The 18,525-nt window shown below is 62.0% G+C and carries 17 protein-coding genes and 4 pseudogenes; 11 read left to right on the top strand and 10 right to left on the bottom strand.

What is annotated here, in order from left to right; genetic code table 11:
- Window positions 1-364 precede the first annotated feature (364 nt).
- The gene (locus tag CCOS864_RS13465) at window positions 365-1,603 is read left to right on the top strand and encodes a DUF2599 domain-containing protein (RefSeq protein WP_115086759.1); all 1,239 of its coding nucleotides are present in this window, start codon (window positions 365-367) and stop codon (window positions 1,601-1,603) included.
- Window positions 1,604-1,705: 102 nt separating this feature from the next.
- Here the strand turns inward: CCOS864_RS13465 and CCOS864_RS13460 are convergent, their stop codons facing one another.
- From CCOS864_RS13460 to CCOS864_RS28760, 3 genes and pseudogenes are all read right to left on the bottom strand, one after another.
- Entirely contained in the window at window positions 1,706-3,349 is a 1,644-nt protein-coding gene (locus CCOS864_RS13460) for a DUF2599 domain-containing protein (RefSeq protein ID WP_115086758.1), read from the bottom strand.
- 87 nt (window positions 3,350-3,436) lie between these two features.
- Complete coding sequence (locus CCOS864_RS28765; RefSeq protein ID WP_415842498.1) at window positions 3,437-4,171, bottom strand: methyl-accepting chemotaxis protein; 735 nt, start codon at window positions 4,169-4,171, stop codon at window positions 3,437-3,439.
- A 123-nt stretch (window positions 4,172-4,294) separates the two neighbouring features.
- Window positions 4,295-4,981, bottom strand: a pseudogene (locus CCOS864_RS28760) (cache domain-containing protein); the annotation flags it as partial.
- A gap of 390 nt (window positions 4,982-5,371) precedes the next feature.
- Between CCOS864_RS28760 and CCOS864_RS13450 the strand changes: the two are divergent.
- On the top strand, window positions 5,372-6,202 hold the full coding sequence (locus CCOS864_RS13450) for an undecaprenyl-diphosphate phosphatase (protein WP_100782726.1): 831 nt from the start codon (window positions 5,372-5,374) through the stop codon (window positions 6,200-6,202).
- 1 nt (window position 6,203) lies between these two features.
- Window positions 6,204-6,650 (top strand): DUF1294 domain-containing protein, encoded by a 447-nt coding sequence (locus tag CCOS864_RS13445; protein ID WP_115086756.1) that lies wholly within the window; start codon window positions 6,204-6,206, stop codon window positions 6,648-6,650.
- Here the strand turns inward: CCOS864_RS13445 and CCOS864_RS13440 are convergent.
- A complete protein-coding gene (locus tag CCOS864_RS13440) occupies window positions 6,643-7,002 on the bottom strand; it encodes an MmcQ/YjbR family DNA-binding protein (RefSeq protein ID WP_115086755.1) in 360 nt (119 codons plus the stop codon). The genes CCOS864_RS13445 and CCOS864_RS13440 overlap by 8 nt on opposite strands.
- Window positions 6,995-7,903: a LysR substrate-binding domain-containing protein gene (locus CCOS864_RS13435; RefSeq protein ID WP_115086754.1), complete on the bottom strand. Its 909-nt coding sequence runs from the start codon at window positions 7,901-7,903 to the stop codon at window positions 6,995-6,997. Before CCOS864_RS13435 ends, CCOS864_RS13440 begins: the two co-directional genes overlap by 8 nt.
- Window positions 7,904-8,030: 127 nt before the next feature.
- On the opposite strand from CCOS864_RS13435, the gene CCOS864_RS13430 reads away from it, so the two are divergent.
- Window positions 8,031-8,642, top strand: a complete 612-nt coding sequence (locus CCOS864_RS13430; protein WP_115086753.1) for an FMN-dependent NADH-azoreductase — start codon at window positions 8,031-8,033, stop codon at window positions 8,640-8,642.
- 140 nt (window positions 8,643-8,782) lie between these two features.
- Window positions 8,783-9,814: an alpha/beta hydrolase family protein gene (locus tag CCOS864_RS13425; RefSeq protein ID WP_115086752.1), complete on the top strand. Its 1,032-nt coding sequence runs from the start codon at window positions 8,783-8,785 to the stop codon at window positions 9,812-9,814.
- On the opposite strand, the gene CCOS864_RS13420 is transcribed toward CCOS864_RS13425, so the two are convergent.
- The 3 genes and pseudogenes from CCOS864_RS13420 to CCOS864_RS13410 all read right to left on the bottom strand — a co-directional run.
- The gene (locus CCOS864_RS13420) at window positions 9,808-10,998 is read right to left on the bottom strand and encodes an MFS transporter (protein WP_115086751.1); all 1,191 of its coding nucleotides are present in this window, start codon (window positions 10,996-10,998) and stop codon (window positions 9,808-9,810) included. The genes CCOS864_RS13425 and CCOS864_RS13420 overlap by 7 nt on opposite strands.
- A gap of 150 nt (window positions 10,999-11,148) precedes the next feature.
- Entirely contained in the window at window positions 11,149-12,735 is a 1,587-nt protein-coding gene (locus tag CCOS864_RS13415) for an ABC-F family ATPase (protein ID WP_115086750.1), read from the bottom strand.
- 20 nt (window positions 12,736-12,755) lie between these two features.
- A pseudogene (locus CCOS864_RS13410) lies at window positions 12,756-13,868 on the bottom strand (tyrosine-type recombinase/integrase); the annotation flags it as partial.
- Window positions 13,869-13,877: 9 nt separating this feature from the next.
- Here CCOS864_RS13410 and CCOS864_RS13405 point away from each other — a divergent pair.
- From CCOS864_RS13405 to CCOS864_RS13390, 4 genes are read left to right on the top strand one after another with little or no spacing between them, the layout of a single operon-like run.
- Entirely contained in the window at window positions 13,878-14,936 is a 1,059-nt protein-coding gene (locus CCOS864_RS13405) for a phage tail protein (RefSeq protein WP_244211916.1), read from the top strand.
- A gap of 11 nt (window positions 14,937-14,947) precedes the next feature.
- The gene (locus tag CCOS864_RS13400) at window positions 14,948-15,559 is read left to right on the top strand and encodes a tail fiber assembly protein (RefSeq protein ID WP_115086748.1); all 612 of its coding nucleotides are present in this window, start codon (window positions 14,948-14,950) and stop codon (window positions 15,557-15,559) included.
- 53 nt (window positions 15,560-15,612) lie between these two features.
- Entirely contained in the window at window positions 15,613-16,233 is a 621-nt protein-coding gene (locus CCOS864_RS13395) for a glycoside hydrolase family 19 protein (RefSeq protein WP_115086747.1), read from the top strand.
- Entirely contained in the window at window positions 16,230-16,736 is a 507-nt protein-coding gene (locus CCOS864_RS13390; RefSeq protein WP_115086746.1) for a DUF2514 family protein, read from the top strand. The genes CCOS864_RS13395 and CCOS864_RS13390 overlap by 4 nt, the downstream gene beginning before the upstream one ends.
- 17 nt (window positions 16,737-16,753) lie before the next feature.
- On the opposite strand, the gene CCOS864_RS13385 is transcribed toward CCOS864_RS13390, so the two are convergent.
- Together CCOS864_RS13385 and CCOS864_RS28460 are read right to left on the bottom strand one after the other, a co-directional pair.
- Entirely contained in the window at window positions 16,754-17,071 is a 318-nt protein-coding gene (locus tag CCOS864_RS13385; protein WP_338068375.1) for a DUF2388 domain-containing protein, read from the bottom strand.
- Between the two features lie 148 nt (window positions 17,072-17,219).
- Window positions 17,220-17,372, bottom strand: a pseudogene (locus CCOS864_RS28460) (DUF159 family protein); the annotation flags it as partial.
- Between CCOS864_RS28460 and CCOS864_RS28455 the strand changes: the two are divergent.
- Both CCOS864_RS28455 and CCOS864_RS13370 read left to right on the top strand, forming a co-directional pair.
- Window positions 17,365-17,630, top strand: a pseudogene (locus CCOS864_RS28455) (lysis protein); the annotation flags it as partial. The pseudogenes CCOS864_RS28460 and CCOS864_RS28455 overlap by 8 nt on opposite strands.
- Window positions 17,631-17,848: 218 nt before the next feature.
- Complete coding sequence (locus CCOS864_RS13370) at window positions 17,849-18,397, top strand: hypothetical protein (protein ID WP_115086744.1); 549 nt, start codon at window positions 17,849-17,851, stop codon at window positions 18,395-18,397.
- The last annotated feature ends 128 nt before the right edge of the window (window positions 18,398-18,525 follow it).

Raw genomic sequence — 18,525 nt, 5'->3', positions numbered from 1 at the left:
GTCGAGGATTGCACCGAGGTCGTCCAGTTGGCTCATCGCCTCTGGCTGCCATCCAGTCCTTCGCGGATGAGTCCTACGACATGGACTGCCCCCAACCTGAGCCCTGTCGACTACGGGGCGCAGGCTGCCGCCCAACTTTGGGAGCGTCCAGCTGAGGGGCGCGCTGCAGGGCATTGCATTGGCCGCTGGACAGATTCTTAACGCTAACAGCGTTCGTCGTGCTGATTTCAAACTAGAATTTTGCTCAGTTTCGGCAGGACGCCGTACTTGGCAGATTGACGTTTGCAACGGCTCGCCGTCGCTGAAGCTGCTTCAGATACACGCCCATACGCTGTGAGCTTGGCTAATCAGGGAGATGCACGCCATGCAAAGACGTTTGAACAAGATCATCCCGGTACTCGTGTTTCCGTTGCTCTTGCAAGCGACCTCGGCCTATGCCGAGTCATGCGCAGAGACGCTCAAACAGGTCGAGACGTTGTACAACAAGACCGTGTCCAGTTGCGGGGAAGACCCTGCATCGGATTGTTCGGGGTTGCTGGTCAGGGGCACCCACCGTGCGGACCCTGCGAAGGGCCAGCAATGGGATGTGTGGAACCCCAGCCCGAAAGCCAAGGAACTGGGCACGTTCGCCGCTTCCTGGATGCGCGCGGACGGCATCAGCTATGAAGACCCCGGCATGAGTACGCAGAACGGCTACCTTATTACACCGGTCGACCTGGTTCGCAAACCCGAGACCCCGGTGCACGTTTACTGCGCCTTTCCAAATGATGCCTGGACCGACTTTCGTGACGACCGTGGTTGTGGCAACAACAGGAATACAACCCAGACCGAGGCCGTTTGCCAGGCCATGAACCCTCCGATCAGCAGTGCCAATGCCTGGGTCGCGCATTTCACCAGGTTCAACAACGACAGGAAGCAGGATCAGTTGCAGTGCGGCTTCAACATGCGCAACCCGATGAGCAGCAAGGAGCGGGTGGACGCGTTTAAAAACTTCATGGGCGCCCGGCAGGTCATCAATACCCGCGAGTTCCAGACCCAGACGGAGTTTCGCCTGGGCAACCCGAAAGAAGATGAACTGCCGATACTGGCCTTTTTCTACAGCGACTCACGCGGCTTGAGGGATGCCCAGCTCAACCAGCAGGACTATGAAAGAAAAACCGGCAAGCAGCGCAATATCATCAAGATCGACTTTCCGAGAACCCCCAATGGCAAGGCGACGTTCTCCTGCGCCGCAGCACCGCAACCGCCCGCCAAGCCGTTCTGTGACAAGTACATCCAGTCCAGCAGCTGGGTACAACGTCCTGACCCGAAACTTGGCCCCAACACCTGGTCGCTTCAGGTAGTACCGACCGAGTGCGGACGCCAGATCGCCGATAATGAAACCGACAGGATGTTTGCCGAACTGTACAACGCCCACAAAAACGACGATCAATGGAGGCAATACAGCATCAATGGTGGCTCCCTCCGCCGGCAACTGGTTTGCCATCTGGCGGCGGTCTACGATGGCCGGCCGGTACGCAACAAGCCCGAGTGGAACCTGGAACCGGCGCGTCCCTATGTCGATCAGCAGAAAGCCGTGGCCATGCAGTGCAACCCGTACTGAGCCGGGTTGACTGACATAAACCGGGCTTTGTCAGCCTGAACGCTGTTGCCTGCCGAGCCCTTCAGGGGTGTCGGCAGGCTTTTTTGCTACAGGCGCAGTTGCCTAGACCGGATTGCACCCCTGCGCCCTGGTTTGCTCCTTGCCGGCTGCCCGGCGATAGGGTTCAAGGTTCCACTCCGCCTTGGCCCGGTAGTTGTTTTGCAAGCAATCGAGTTGTTCGCGCATGCTGCCCGGGCCGCCTTCCTGCCACTGCGGATCGTTGCCACGCAGACGCAGCAGTTCAGCATAGAGCTGCTCGCCAGAGGCCGTGCGTCCCGCGGCGGTCGGCACCACGCGCAAGCCCCAGACCTGCCTGCCGCTGACCGAGTCTTTGAACTGCGACCAGGACGAGGCGGCAATCAGCCCTGACGTTGTCGGCGCAAAGGGGTTGCAGCCTGCCTTGGCGGCCTCGCTGTCACTGACCTTCGGCCGGAACGGCTCGATGTTCCATTGGCTCTTGGCCGGGTAGTTGCCGATCAGGCAGGCCAGCTGCTGGCGCATGCTGCCCGCGCTGGTTTCCTGCTGCTGCCATTGCGGGTCGGCGCCGCGCAAGCTGAACAGCTCGTCATAAAGCGCCTGCTGGTCGCTGGCCTGACGGGCCTTGCCCAGCGCAGTAGGGATGACTACCAGGGTCCACTCCTGGCGGCCGCTGCCCGGGTCCAGGCGCAGTTCCCAGTTCGCCGACTGGATGTACGTTTGCTCGATCACACCGCTGATACCGAGGCTGACCACCTGGTCGCTGGCGAGGTAGGCGAAGCGGTTTTCTGCAGGCTGCTGAAAGTCCATCCTGAGCACCGGCACCGCATAGCCCTGGGCGAACAGCTTGCGCTGGAAGCTGCGGGCCACTTCCAGGCCATTAGTGGGCACCGGCCTTTTCACGTCGCCGCGGGTTGGCGCAACAAAGGTGCTGTTGGGGTCGTACACTAACGCGTCGATGTGAGGCAGGCGCGCGCTGCCGTCACCCGTATCGGTGGCGGTACGGATCAGGAACTCGTTGAACTGGTCCTTGGCGATCCAGGCTTCGCCTTGCTTGCCGGGGTTCTGGTGGACATCGATCATCGCGTCCCAGTCGGTCGGCTGCTCGGCGTTCCATGAGCATTGCCCCTGCTGGATACCGTTACGGTACTTGGCCCGCCATTGGCCGGCGGTGTCGACGCCGCTGATATCGCAGCTACCGAACGCCAGGTTGCGGTTCTTGTTGGGCTGGTTGGGGGTCGGCGCCGCACCCGCCGGGATTGGCTGGTTGTACAGGCCGCAACCGTGCCATTGGCGTTCGGTGCCGGTGTAGCCGTCAAAGGCGAAGATGCACAGGTAGCCGGTTTCCATGACGGGTTGCTTCAACGTCCAGGCATCGGCAGGGGTGCGCAGGATGAAACCGGCCGGGCGCACCAGTTTGCTGATGCTGAGGTCTTTGCGAATCCAGGTGAATGAGCTCGCGCCGAGCTTTTTCGCGAACTCGCTGTAATCCCAGAAGTTGAACGGCCCGTCGTCGACCATGCGCACGGTCACGCCGCTGCAGTAGTTGTGCCCGCGCGGCGCTCCGGTGTCGGGCTCCTTGCACGGCGCGGCGGCGTTGATGACGGTGTTGTAGTTGCGGTTGATCCGCTCAAGGGTCTGGGCTGGATCGAGTGCGCTGGTAACGGATTGTGCTGCGTGTGCCGCCGGCAGGCAAAGCAGCAAGGCGATTGCCAAGGGGTGCTTGTGCATGGGTGTAGCCTCCTTCCATGGGGGAGGCTTTACCTTAGGGGCAATTTCGTCAGGCAGTCTATTGGCAAAAGTCTTACATGATTTGCGTTAAACCCGGAACTGTCGCAGTAGTTGTTCAAGCTGCGTGCTCAGCCGCGCAAGTGCTTTGCCCGAGTCGCTGGAGTGCTGCGCCGCCAGGGCGGTTTGCTGGGACAGGTCTGCCGTTTCGGTCACGTTGCGGTTGATCTCCTCGACCACATGGGACTGCTGCAAGGTGGCACTGGCAATCGAGGCGTTAAGCGCCGTCAGGTTGTGCAGCGCCTGGCTGATGGCATCCAGGCTCACCCCGGCTTCGCTGGCCTGCTCGACGGTCTGGCGCGAGGCCTCGCTGCTGGCGTCGATGGCCTTGACGGCCGCTTCGGACTGGCCCTGCAGGTGCTCGATCATGCTCTGGATTTCTGCGGTGGACTGTTGGGTGCGCTGGGCCAGCAAGCGCACCTCGTCGGCCACCACGGCAAAGCCGCGACCCTGTTCGCCAGCACGGGCCGCTTCGATCGCCGCGTTGAGGGCCAGCAGGTTGGTCTGCTCGGCAATCGAGCGAATTACTTCAAGCACGCTGCCGATGCGTGTGCTCTGGCCGGCCAGGGCACGAATGACCTGCACGGCTTCATCGATGGTCGCCGACAGCTGATCGATACGCTGCAGGCTGCCATGGATACTGTGCTGCCCTTGTTCGGCGCGCAGTTGGGCATCGTGCATCTCGCTGGAGGCTTGTTCGGCGTTCTTGGCCACATCCTGCACCGCGTAGGTGACTTCGTTGATTGCCGTGGCCACCTGTTCCATCTGCTGCGACTGCTGCTCGCTACGCTGCTGGGCCTGGCCGGCGTTGTTGCCAACGTCCGTGGCCGACTGCCCCAAGGCATGCACTGCGCCCTGCAACTGGCTGACCACGCCCTGCAACTTGCCGGTAAAGCTGTTGAAGTGGGTACCCAGCTGGGTCACTTCATCGTTGCCGTGGGTATCCAGGCGCCGGGTCAGGTCGCTCTCACCACTGGCGATGGTGGCCATGGCATCGACCGCCTCCTGCAGCGGCCGGGCAATGCTGCGGGCGATCAGCACCACCAGCAGAGTCATCACCAGGGCGATACCCAGGCCGAGAATCGAGGCGTCGCGCAACTGGCGGATGAACTCGGCCTGCATGTCGTCGATGTAGACGCCCGAGCCGATCACCCAGCCCCACGGCTCGAACAGTTGAACGTAGGAGGTTTTTTTCACCGGCTCGCTGGCACCCGGCTTCGGCCAGCGGTAGTCGATGCTGCCGGCACCCTTGGCCTTGGCCAGGGCGGCCATCTCGTTGAACAGGGCAAAGCCGTCCGGGTCGCGAATCGCCGACAGGTCCTGGCCGTCGAGCTTGGGGTTGGTCGGGTGCATGATCATCTTCGGCCCAAGGTCATTGATCCAGAAGTAGTCATTCTGGTCATAACGCAGGCCGCGCACCGCGCTCAAGGCTTGTTGCTGGGCGGCATCGCGGCTGAGGGTACCGGCCGCTTCCAGGCCCTGGTAATACGCCAGGACCCCGGCGGCGGTCTCGACCACGTGGCGGGTCTTTTCGGCCTTGGCCTGGTACAGGTCACCGTGGATCTGGCGCAGCATCAGCAGCCCCAGGGTTACCAGCATCACCACTGCCACCACCAGGATCAGCCACAAGCGCCGGCTGATCGACATACTGCGAAGAGTTTTCATGGAATGCTTACCCCGAATTCTTTTTATTGTTGCCTACATCCAAGCATGCTTTGCCCCCCGAACCTACTCGACCAAGGGCTAAGTGCTTGATTCGTTGAGGTCTGTTGCGTCGTCCCAGCAGCGTTTATCCGAGAGGTCTGATAGGATTTCGGCCTCGACGGGGTAAACCTGAAGGCCGCGTGAACTTTTCTGCTGGCTTTGCGACCAACTGTCGCTGTAAAACGGCCAGGCGCTGAACAGCCATTGGCAACTAAAAGACTATAAAGGGGCATGCCGCAGGCATTGCCTCACGGGGGAAGCATGGATCTTTGGACCGGCCTGCAGGCTGTCATTCTAGGTATTGTCGAAGGCTTGACGGAGTTCTTGCCGATTTCCAGTACCGGCCACCAGATCGTCGTGGCCGACCTGATCAACTTCGGTGGTGAGCGGGCCATGGCCTTCAACATCATCATCCAGCTGGGCGCGATCCTGGCGGTGGTCTGGGAGTTTCGCCGCAAGATCTTCGACGTGGTGGTGGGGCTGCCACGTCAGCGTGAAGCACAGCGCTTTACCGTCAACCTGTTGATCGCCTTCATGCCGGCGGTGGTCCTGGGGGTGTTGTTCGCCGACCTGATCCACGAGTACCTGTTCAACCCCATCACCGTGGCCGCAGCCCTGGTGGTCGGTGGTGTGATCATGCTCTGGGCCGAGCGCCGCGAGCATGTGATCCGCGTTGACCAGGTCGACGACATGCGCTGGAGCGATGCCCTGAAGATTGGTTGCGCCCAGTGCCTGGCGATGATCCCGGGTACCTCGCGCTCCGGCTCGACCATCATTGGTGGCTTGCTGTTCGGCCTGTCGCGCAAGGCGGCCACCGAGTTCTCGTTCTTCCTGGCCATGCCGACCATGGTCGGTGCCGCCGTGTACTCGGGCTACAAATACCGCGAGCTGTTCCAGCCCGACGACTTCCCGGTATTTGCCATCGGCTTCGTGGTGTCGTTCATTTTCGCCATGATCGCGGTACGTGGCCTGCTCAAGTTCATCGCCAACCACAGCTATGCGGCCTTCGCCTGGTACCGCATCGGGTTCGGCCTGATCATTCTCGGCACCTGGCTGTTCGGTTGGGTCGACTGGACCACGGCGCACGGTTGAGATGAGCCGTAGCCAGAGCCAACAGCGCCGCGCAGCCTCGGCCAGCGGCGCCATGCAAAACCCGCGCAGCAAGCTGCTGGTTTTTGTCGCCCTGTGCCTGCTGCCCGTGGGCGGGGCACTGCAGATGCTGCTGAGCGGGCAGTCCTGGGTGCCGGCGCTGGCCTATCCGCTGACCAGCCTGGTGAGCTTTGTACTGTATTGGCGCGACAAGCAGCAGGCCCGCAACCAGGCCTGGCGCACGCCGGAGAAGGTTTTGCACGCCAGTGAGCTGTGTGGCGGCTGGCCGGGCGCCTTGCTCGCCCAGCAACGCTTTCGGCACAAGACCCGCAAGCTGTCGTTCCAGCTGAGCTTTTGGGCCATTGTCGCCGTGCATCAGCTGTTCTGGGTCGACCACCTGCTGCTCGACGGCCGTTGGTTGGGTGCGGCGTTGGCGCCAGTGCTCAGATAAGCAAACCCGGTTGCAGGCGCTTGGGCAGGCGCCTGACCACCAGTTGGTGGGAGCGTTGCAGCAGCTCGCTCAGTTCAGCGCGGCCCATGGGGTAGGGCGGCGCCATGCTGATCCAGTGCGCTCGCGCCAGATAAGGCGCCGGGCGCACGCCGGGGCGGTCGGCGTAACCCAGAAACAGATCGCTATCGACCTTGAACGACAACCCGGCGCCGGCCAGGTCAAGCACGGCGAACATCTTGTTGCCGGCCACCGAGAACACGCGCACGCCGCCCCACTTGTAGTCTTCCCGCGCACCCGGCAGGCTCAGGCACAAGGCCGCGACCTGGGCTTCGGTGATTTTCCCTTCAGACATAACGTTCCCCGCATTGGGCGAATTCCGCCACCAGATGATCGATCCACACCCGCACCGCCGGCAGCAGCCCGCGCCGATGTGGGTAGACTGCCTGCAGATAACCGCCGGGCAGCGACCAGTCTGGCAGCAGCCGCACCAGCTCGCCACGGTCGAGTTCTTCTTCGCAGTGCATGATCGGCAGGGCGGTAAAGCCCAGCCCGGCAATGGCGGCGGCCTTGCGCACGACAAAGTCGTCGATCGCCAGCCGTGCCTCCATGGCCAGCTCATGCTTGTGACCCTTGGCGTCGAGCAGGCGCAGATGCACCAGGCGGTCGGCGTCCACCGCGCCAAGTACCGGCAGGCTGGCCAGGTCTTGCGGGTGATTGAGCACCTGCGCGGCGGCGAATTGCGGTGCGGCCACCAGGAGCATCTGCGCCTGACGCAGGCGGCGGGTGACCAGGGCCGGGTCTTCATCACCCAGGTCGCGCACGCGCAGGGCTACGTCGACGCCCTCGGTGATCAGGTCGACGCGGCGGTTGAGCAGGATCATGTCCAGTTGCACCTGCGGGTATTGCTGCAGGAAGCGGCTGATCACATCGGGCAAGAACTCATGGGCCAGGCCCACCGGGCACGACACCCGCAAGCGCCCGCGTGGTTCGCTGGTCATGCTGGCCACCGCTTCGTCGGCCATTTCCGCCTCCAGCAGCATGGCCTGGCAGTGGCGCAGGTAGCGTTCGCCCACGGCCGTCAGCTTCAGCTGGCGCGTGGTGCGTTGCAGCAGACGCGTACCCAGGCGTTCTTCGAGCTCGGCGATACGCCGGGACAGGCGTGATTTGGGAATACCGAGCAGACGGCCGGCGGCAGCAAAACCGCCGGCTTCGACCACGCGGGCAAAGTAGAAAAGATCGTTGAGGTCTTGCATGGGATCACCATTGTCCTGCCAGTAGGACAAACTAACGCATTTTTGCTTACTTATCAGCTATTCGCCACCCAAGTAGGATTCTCCCCATCGTGATCGCCCACTCGCGGTCTTCATTCAGGAGAGTCCCATGAAACTGTTGCATATCGATTCGAGCATTCTGGGCGACAATTCCGCCTCCCGTCAGCTGAGCCGCAGCGTGGTTGAAGCCTGGAAAGCCGCCGACCCGTCGCTGCAGGTGACCTACCGTGACCTGGCCGGCGACGCCATCAGCCACTTCTCGGCCGCGACCCTGGTGGCTGCCGGTACCCCGGAAGAACTGCGCGATGCCGCGCAACAGCACGAGGCCAAACTCAGCGCCGAGACCCTGCAGGAATTCCTCGACGCCGACGCCGTGGTGCTGGCTGCGCCGATGTACAACTTCACCGTGCCGACCCAGCTCAAGGCCTGGATCGACCGTGTCGCCGTGGCAGGCAAGACCTTCCGCTACACCGAAGCCGGCCCTGAAGGCCTGTGCGGCAACAAGAAAGTGATCCTGGTATCGACCGCCGGCGGCCTGCATGCCGGCCAGCCTACCGCGGTCGGGCATGAAGAGTTCCTCAAGGTGTTCCTCGGCTTCATCGGCATTACCGACCTGGAAATCGTCCGCGCCCATGGCCTGGCCTATGGCGATGAGCACCGGGTCAAGGCCCTGAACGCCGCGCAGTTGCAGATCAGCAACGACCTGTTCGCCGCTGCCTGATTGCACTAGCGCCACCCAAACCGACTGCAGGCATGGCCTGCAGTCGGTTTTTTCATGGAGTCTTCATCTGCGCCGATCCGGCCCGTTCTATGCTGCGCACTGTCAGCATTGATCGACAGCGTTGGGTAAGGTGCAAAACGATGCGGCGTCTTGGCGCGTTATTCCTGCTTGTGCTGCTGGGCGGCCCACTGACGGTGCACGCCGAGCCGGCTGCGCACTGGAGTGTCGGCGTGCACCGGTTGAGCTTTGCCGACCCGCTGGATGCGCAACCGGTGCAGGCACTGGCGTTCTATCCGTCCAGCGGCCCCGAGCGCAGCAGCCGAATCGACGGCTATCGGATCCAGGCCTGGGAAGGCGCACCGATGGTCATGGGCCGCTATCCGCTGTTGATGCTTTCCCACGGCAACACCGGTACGCCCCTGGCCTTGCATGACCTGGCGACCGCCCTGGCACGTCGCGGCTTCATCGTCGTCGCCGTGACCCATCCGGGCGACAATGCCCGCGACCATAGCCGCCTGGGGACCCTGAGCAACCTCTACGGACGTCCCTTGCAGATCAGCGCGGCGATCACTGCCAGCCTGAGCGATGCCTTTCTGGCGCCTTACATCAATGGCCCGCAGGTGGGTGTGATCGGCTACTCGGCCGGTGGCGAGACCGCCTTGATCCTGTCCGGCGCGCAACCGGACCTGGAACGTCTGCAACGTTACTGTCGGGAGCGCCCGCTGGACGCCGATGCCTGCAAGACCCAGGGGATTCTGATCGCCGATCGTGCCGACCTGCGGGCTGCGCCTGATCCGCGGGTCAAGGCGCTGCTGCTGATGGCGCCCCTGAGCCTGATGTTCGGCCGTCATGCCCTGGCCGAGGTCAAGGTGCCGGCGTTGATCTACAGCGGCGACCAGGACCAGTTGCTGGCCATCGACAAGAACGCCCAGGCCCTGGCGCGCAAACTGCCGGTCACACCCAACTACAAGCTGCTGGCCGGCGCCGGGCATTTTGTCTTCATGGCGCCGTGCGACGACGAACAGCGGCAGAAGATGGCCGCCTTGTGCAACGACCCGGACGGCGTCGACCGGGAGGATATTCACCTGTCGTTGCAGGCGGAGGCCGCACGGTTTTTCAACCACACCCTGGGTGACCGCCACCGGGGCGGGCTGCCTATGGCCGATCAGTGAGCGTTGGCGCGACGCGACAGCAGCACGGTCAGGCCGACCCCTAGCAGGGACAGCAAGGCCGCCACGCAGAAGATCCAGGCATAGCCCAGGTACAGGGTCACCGCGCCCATCACCGGCCCGGCAATCGCCAGGGCCAGGTCGAAGAACACCGCATAGGCGCCCAGGCCCGCGCCGCGGCTGGAGCTGGGTACCTGTTTGATCGCCTCCACACCCAGCGCCGGATACACCAGCGACAGGCCAAAGCCCGCAAGCCCGGCGCCAATCAGCGCCAGCGCCGGGCTTGGCGCCAGCCACAGCAAGGCCAGGCCGAGGGCTTCGGTGGCCATGCAGGCCACCGCCACCTGATAGCCGCCGAAGCGGTTGACCGCGTTGACGAACAGCAGTCGCGAAAGAATGAAGCACACGCCGAAAGCACTCAGGCACCAGGCCGCACCGCTCCAGCCCTGCTCAAGATAGAACAGGGTGACAAAGGTGGTCAGGGTGCCGTAGCCGATCGATGCCAGGGTCAGGCTGACGCCGCACGGCGCCACTCGGCCGAATGCGGCCCAGAACGGCAGGCGTTCGCCGCGCACCACCGGCGTCGACGGCTTGTTGCGGATTACCAGCAACGCCAACAGTGCCAGGCCACTCAAGGCCAGGCCCAGGGTGGCGAAATTGACCTGGTCGACCAGCATCACCCCCAGCGGCGCGCCGATGGCGATGGCGCCGTACGAGGCAATCCCGTTCCAGGAAATCACCCGCGCAGTCTGCTCGGCGCCTACCGCACCGATGCCCCAGCTCAAGGTGCCTACACCAATCAGCCCTTGGGCAACCCCCAGCAGCACGCGCCCGCCCAGAAGTGCCAGCAGGCTCAGCAGCGGCACAGTTACAGTCAGCGCCGAAGTAAAGGTCAGCACACCACTGGCGGCGATCCCGATCAGCCCGTAGATGATTGCCCGTTTGCTGCCCAGGCTGTCCGCCGCCCGCCCGGCAAAGGGCCGGCTGAGCAGGGTGGCCAGGTACTGCAGGCCGATGGTGATACCGGCGATGACCGCACTGAAACCCAATTGATCATGCACATAGCTGGGCAGTACCGCGATCGGCAGGCCGATGCAGAGGAAGGCGATGAAGGTGTAGAAGACAATCGAGAGGATTTGCCGGGTGATCGACCTGGTGTCGACGGGAGCGGGTTGTTGCGCGGACATGAGCTCGTTCGCTGGCGTGCGGTGGGAGAGGGCCCATGATCGCTGGGTGTGAAGAGAAAAGGAAGCAGGCTAACGGATTTTCCAGCATCGCGGGGCAAGCCCTCTCCTACAGGATTGTAGGAGCGGGCTTGCCCCGCGATCAGGTCTGGATCAGATCACCACACCCTGGCTACGCAGGTAGTCATCGTAGGTACCGCTGAAGTCCACCACACCGCTCGGGCTCAGCTCGATGATGCGGGTGGCCAGCGACGACACGAACTCACGGTCGTGGCTGACGAAGACCAGCGTACCCGGGTAGTTTTCCAGCGCCAGGTTGAGCGCCTCGATCGATTCCATGTCCAGGTGGTTGGTCGGTTCGTCCATCACCAGTACGTTGGGCTTTTGCAGGATCAGCTTGCCGAACAGCATGCGGCCTTGCTCACCACCGGAGATCACCTTCACCGACTTGAGGATCTCGTCGTTGGAGAACAGCATGCGCCCCAGGGTGCCACGGATCACTTGCTCGCCCTGGGTCCACTGGCCCATCCAGTCGAACAGGCTGAGGTCTTCTTCGAAGTCGTGGGCGTGGTCCTGGGCGTAGTAGCCCAGTTCGGCGCTTTCGGTCCATTTCACCGCACCGGCATCCGGGGCCAGTTCACCGACCAGGGTGCGCAGCAGGGTGGTCTTGCCGATACCGTTGGGGCCGATGATCGCCACGCGCTCGCCGGCTTCAACGGTGAAGCTGAAGTTCTCGAACAGGGTCTTGCCGTCGAAGCCCTTGGACATCTTCTCGATGGTCACGGCCTGGCGGTGCAGTTTTTTGGTCTGCTCGAAGCGGATGAACGGGCTGACCCGGCTCGATGGCTTGACCTCGGCCAGCTGGATCTTGTCGATCTGCTTGGCCCGCGAAGTGGCCTGCTTGGCTTTCGAGGCGTTGGCCGAGAAGCGGCTGACGAAGGTCTGCAGCTCGGCGATCTGGGCTTTCTTCTTGGCGTTGTCCGACAGCAGCTGCTCGCGCGACTGGGTCGCGGCGGTCATGTACTCGTCGTAGTTGCCCGGGAACAGGCGCAGCTCACCGTAGTCCAGGTCGGCCATGTGGGTGCAGACGCTGTTGAGGAAGTGCCGGTCGTGGGAAATGATGATCATGGTGCTGTTACGCGCCGTGAGAATGTTTTCCAGCCAGCGGATGGTGTTGATGTCCAGGTGGTTGGTTGGTTCGTCGAGCAGCAGCACTTCCGGGTTCGAGAACAGCGCCTGGGCCAGCAGTACACGCAGCTTCCAGCCTGGCGCGACTTCGGTCATCGGGCCGAAATGCTGTTCCAGCGGGATACCCAGGCCCAGCAGCAGCTCACCGGCGCGGGATTCGGCGGTGTAGCCGTCCATCTCGGCGAACTCGGTTTCCAGCTCGGCAACGGCCATGCCGTCTTCTTCGGTCATTTCCGGCAGCGAGTAGATGCGATCGCGCTCGGCCTTGACCTTCCACAGCTCCTCGTGGCCCATGATCACGGTGTCGATCACGGTGAATTCTTCGTAGGCGAACTGATCCTGGCGCAGCTTGCCCAGGCGTACGTTCGGCTCGAGCATGACCTGGCCGGCGGACGGTTCCAGGTCGTTGCCGAGGATTTTCATGAAGGTCGACTTGCCGCAGCCGTTGGCGCCGATCAGGCCGTAGCGGTTGCCGTTGTTGAACTTGACCGAGACGTTCTCGAACAAGGGCTTGGCGCCGAACTGCATGGTGATGTTAGCGGTGGAGATCAAAGGGCTTACCTATCAATAACTTATGTGACGCTTTCACAGCCTGAGACCAATTTGAGACCAATCTGGAGCTTTTCAAGCTCCTGCCAATCCGAGGTCGAGTTGATCCAACGTGCATAAGTCGATAAGAGCATCTGCACGCTATGCCCGAGCTGTTGGGCGATAAATGCGGGGTTGAGGCCAGACATTAAGCATATTGTCGCATAGGTGTGACGGCAGTTGTATGGCCGCCGGTAGCCGATCCCCAATTCCTTGAGGATTGGCCGCCATTGGTGATGCAGATCGGACGTTTGCTGCACAAATTCTGCGTTTTTCGACGGTGGGAAGATGTACGGCGTCTCAGTCACCTTTCCTTTGCCCAGCTTGCGCCGCTCCGCATACTGCCTGGCGAACTCCAGCGCGTGCAGCGCACGCTCATTTAGCAGTACAAAACGATCCTTTCCTGTCTTGGTGCGTTCCACCACCTTTCCTAATGCAACGGTGCGCTTCACATGCGCCGTTCGCTTCTCAATATCCACCGCGTCCCAACGAAGGGCCAACGCTTCGGATAACCTCATTCCAGTGAAAAATACGAACTCGTAGAACGCGGCATAGATCGAGCTGGGCCAGTGCTTTCCCGCGTACATCCTCGCGACGATGCGGTTTGCCTCGTCCAGGGTGAAAGGTTCGATCTCTTTTCTGCTTCGCTTGGGCAGCTGCACCGACTCTGCAGGGTTGCGCAGTATCAGTCCGTCACCCACGGCTGCCTTGAGGATGGTCGACAGCTTCACCAGTGCGTTGCGCTTGACCGAAGGTGAGGTCCATTTCGTTGTGCTGACGATTTGGCGAACCCGCGTCGTTGACAGCAGGTCGATCCGGACCAGCGCAAGGTGCGGCATCCAGTAAAGGTTGAGCGCGCTCTTGTAGCCATTGCGCGTGCCGTCGACGATCTCGCGACTATCCAGCCACAGCTGAGCGTACTCACCGAATACCGGCACCCCACCGACGACGGTGGCGGAGTTTGGGAACAACTCCGCGTATTTGTCCTGGTCAAGCAGGCCGTACTTGATGAGGCTTATTACCTGATCGCGAAGCTGGGATGCAGCTTTGAGGCCTTTCGATGTCGCGGGGTAGGGAAGGGTTTCGGTGCGTCGAGTAAGCAGCCGGTGGATAACACCCTGTTGTCTCTGGCGGCGCTGAGCACTGCAGCAAACCAGATTATTTTCAGCACCGGGGTCGATCAGTTTGCTATGGCGCCGCTGTCGGTGTTCATGCGCGGCCTGCTTGCTTCCGCTGATATGAGCCAAGCTCGCTCTTCTCTGGGCGCGGCCGCGATGTCGCATACCCATGCCATGACGGATATCACAGGCCTGGCTGCAGCACTCACGGCGGCCAGTGGCATGAACCAAGGTCCGGTCGAGCAGGACCCTAATTTGGCAGTGAATCAGGTCATCTTGACTAGACATGCCAACGCCCCGGCGCCTAACGTCTACTGGCATATCACCACGACTTTTTTTCATTCTGTAGCTTCAAACGGCAATCGTTCCCAGCTGGCCATCCAGTACAACGAAGGTGTGTCGGTCTATGCGCGTTCTTGCTTTCAGGAGGTGTGGACAGGCTGGACGCGACTTGATAACAGCACGCCCCCTGGAACCATTGTGTACTTCCCCGGCTTTAATCCGCCGCCTGGATTCCTCAAGGCCAACGGGGCGGTAGTCAGTCGAACCACTTACGCGGCGTTGTTCGCGGCAGTCGGCACCTTCGGTGGCGTTGGTGATGGCGCCACTACTTTCAACGTGCCAGATTTCCGCGGCGAGTTTATCCGCTGCCTTGATGAAGGTCGTGGGGTTGACCCAGGCCGTGCGCTTGGATCGGTACAGGGCTCTCAGAACGCATGGCATACCCACGGTGCTGCAACGGGTGCAGCTGGTGGGCACGCACACCCCTTTAACGGTCTTGCCACCGCCTCGGGCGGCCACACGCACGCACAAACGGTTTACGGGGGCTGGGCAGACGGTGCGCCGGCAGTGCTAGCGGGGCGTAGTTCTGGCGGCACGGGCGTAAGCACATTGATTACTGGCGCGCTCGACGGCGTACATACCCACGCGGTAACCGGCACTGTCGGCGTCGATGGCGCGCACGTCCACCCAGTCACCGTTTCCGCAGAGGGCGGCACCGAATCGCGGCCGCGCAACGTTGCGCTGCTCGCTTGCATCAAATATTGACGAGACTTCAAATGAACGCACCTGTTATCTACAACGCCCACCCTCAAACCCTGGAGTACATCGGCCAGGGAGTGGCAGACCCTGACCCGCTCGATGCTGAGCACTGGTTGATTCCTGGCTATGCCTATACCGATTCGCCGCCGGAGCCTGTGCCAGGCCATACCGTTGTGCGCGACCTGGCCCGCCAAGCCTGGGCCCTAGTCGAGGACAACCGAGGCACGGTTTACGACGTTGCGACCGGCGAGCCCAAGCAGCACCAAGCGCTGGGTGCATTGCCGCCTGAGCTTACCCGCCAGCCTTTTCCGGGGGACTTCCACTACTGGGACGGCAGCGCCTGGGTTCTTGACGTTGACGCGCAGAAGGAGAGCATCCGCACCAAAGGTCTGTCCCTTCGTGACGAGAGGCTGGCCAATGCCTCTATGCGTATCGCCCCCCTGCAGGATGCGGTCGACCTCGGCGAGGCATCAGCGCATGAGCAGGAAGCGCTGCTGGCCTGGAAGCGCTACCGCATCGCCCTGAATCGCCTGGATCAGCAGCCCGGTTATCCCTTGTCGATCGACTGGCCGTCAAGCCCCGAGGATGCCACCGCGCCGCCGCCACAAGAGGCGGAACACACCCAATAAAGCCCCGCACTGTCGGGGCTTTTTTCTTTCCTGTAATTCGAGGTTTGAAGTCCATGCCAATTACAATGCAGCAGTTGCTGCAGATCCTCCCGAACGCCCGCCCAGTTGCGGGCATTTTTTTGCCTGCGCTGAACCGGGCCATGGGCCGCTACAAGATCGACAGCCGGGTGCGCGTGGCTGCGTTCTTGGCCCAGGTCGGCCATGAGTCCGGCCAGTTGCGCAACCTGGTGGAGAACCTGAACTACAGCGCCGAAGCGTTAGTGCGCACCTGGCCCAGCCGGTTCACTCCGGAGTCGGCGGCCGCCTGCGCGCGACAGCCGGAGAAGATCGCCAACACTGTGTACAGCGGGCGCATGGGTAACTCTCGCGTAGGCGACGGCTGGCGGTACCGTGGGCGTGGCCTGATCCAGCTTACCGGCCGGGCGAACTACGCCGTCGCTGGCGCGGGCTTGGGCCAGCCGCTGGAGGAGAAGCCTGAACTGCTCGAGCAGCCGGAGCATGCCGCCATATCCGCCGCCTGGTGGTGGTCGACCCACGGACTGAACGAACTAGCCGATGCCGGCCGCTTCCAGGATATCGGCAGCGTGATCAACACCGGCAAGCCTGGCCGTGTGCCCCATGGCGCCGCTGAGCGGAAAGCGCTGTATGACCGTGCGCTGAAGGTGCTGGTGTGATCAGCGGGCGCACGATCGGCGCCGCGGTATCGCTGGCGCTGGTGGTCTGGGCGTTCTGGGGTGCCTACGAGCATGGCCGTTTGACCATGGATGCCGAGTGGCAGGCGCGCTGGGCCATCCGCGACGGCGGCGACAAACAGGCCTGGGCCCTGGCCGAGGAGGCCGAGCGTGAAAAAGAGCAGACCCGGCAGAACTCAATCAACAAGGCAGTGCAAGATGGCCAACGGAAAATCGATCAAGTTGCAGCTGATGCTGTTACCGCTCGCGCTACTGCTAGGAGCCTGCAGCGTACAGTCGACGACCTTGCCGGCCGTCTCGCAGCCCAAGGCCGCAGCAATTCCTGCACTGCCGCCGCAAGCCAGGCAGCAACCCGCACCGCCCTGGTGTTTGCCGACTTGTTCAAGCGCGTTGAGCAGCGAGCGGGAGACCTGGCGGCAGATGCTGATCAAAGCCGGAGCAGGGGAGTGACGTGTGAGCAGGCCTATGATGGACTCGGGGGATGATACTAGGAGGGCAGCCTTCAGAGCGAAGTTGCGATTGCCAGGGCCAGCTGTTCATCGGTCATGTGCGGCTGGCCATAGGCCGAGTGGTAGTACCGAACTGCTTGCTCAAATTGAGCGCCGCGAATCTCGCCATCTGAGCCGATGAACGCAAGCGCGTCAGCCTTTGCCGATTTCATATTCGCAGGGCCATAGATCGTTAGTGCAGTGGTTCCGCTAACAACAAGGAGGGGAGCAATCGTCGTGATGAACATCGCTTTTTCGATTGGATCATTATTCTCGTGCGCCACAACTGTAGTGCTGGCCAATGCCAGTAAGATCACGCCCAGTGTTTTCATTGAATCCATTCCTGACTACTTCCTACCATCTGGTTGAAGGGCGCAACATAGCAGGGAAAAGGGAGGGCTGACACAAGAAGCCCGGGCTTGGAGGGGAGGCCTGTCAGTGATCAGCCGTTGTTTGCCGCATCACCAGCAGTGGGCTTGGTCATGGCCCTATCAGTTCCGCTCCGCGATTCCTGACGTTGCCGAGGGCGGTGTTTACCTTAAACCACTCGAAGGCCTCGGCCGGCTCTCCCTGGTTGAGTGCCATCTGCTCAACCTGCTCGCTCGGCATGCCCGTCGTCATCCACTCCAATGCTCTAGCAACCCAGGCTCGCCTTCGCGATCGCCTCGCTACTTTTGATCTCCGGCTGTCGTCCTACTCGCCGCCCCAGTCCAGGGTAGTGGCTGTGGGGTGTCAGCCACCACCGCCCCCGGCGGCGTGGTTTATGGAGCCGCGCGAGGCGAACTTGACCCAGCGGCTGCTCAACGAATTGTCGCCATCACCGATGCCGGTGACCAGGGATTGATTGCCTTGCGAGCATGCCAGGACTGCGTCCGAGACACCGGCCGATGAGCTGGAAGGGCAAAACTCTGAGGCAGCTTTCGACCCAGAGCTGCCGTTCGGGAAGGGCGGCAACCGGCCAGAAGCGGCCTTCAGACGGTGGGAGCGGGCTTGTCCCGCGATAGGCTCATGGCAGCATGACAGTCAATTTTCAGAGTCAGAATCGCGGGGCAAGCCCGCTCCCACCTGGACGCCATACACCGACAGCTCTGGGTCGAAAGCAGCCGGTCATGAATGACCGCTTTCACAAGGAGCGGACCAGGTCAATGGAGCGCATCATCAACTGGTATCGGTTAGAATCCGCAGCTTATTTCAACAATGCTTGCTACAAACAAGGAAATTCCATGACAAGGATGGCTGCTGTTTTCACTTTACTGAGTTGCATGGCCTCGGCATTGGCGGCGTCTGATTGTCCGTTTCCGCAGGGAATGCAGGCATCCATCGGTGCGTCGAAGGAAGCTATTGCGGCCAGGCAAGCGGGCGTCGCCAAGGATGATCTGCTCACCAGGATTTCCCCCGCGGCCAACGGGCAGATGTCCCAGATGCTAAAGAGTATCGTCGACGAGGTTTACGATTATCCGGCACTGCTGCCCGAGGTGTATGCCGCCTTCCGGTTCGAGCACTGCTTTGTTTCGCAGCAGCACGCCGAACAAGTAGCGGCTATGAAGTTTGCCGATGCCTATCCGCTGCTGAAGAAATGCGAACAGCTCGACCCGCAAGGGGCTCGACCGCCTTGTGCAATGCGTGTAGTGCATACGTTGACCGGAATTCCCGAGTAAACGATCCGTTAATTTGCTAGCGGGAATGCATGCTGTGTTGTTGCGTCCTGAAATCGAGAGCAAGAAGTCGTCTCCATCCTTGTCCGCATCGAATGTCCGCTTCTGGCCGGAAGGTGACACTGGTGGTC

The sequence above is a fragment of the Pseudomonas wadenswilerensis genome (assembly GCF_900497695.1).
Classification (GTDB): Bacteria; Pseudomonadota; Gammaproteobacteria; order Pseudomonadales; family Pseudomonadaceae; genus Aquipseudomonas; species Aquipseudomonas wadenswilerensis.
Note: the sequence above shows the minus strand (reverse complement) of the source record. Positions and strands in the feature narration are given on the sequence as shown.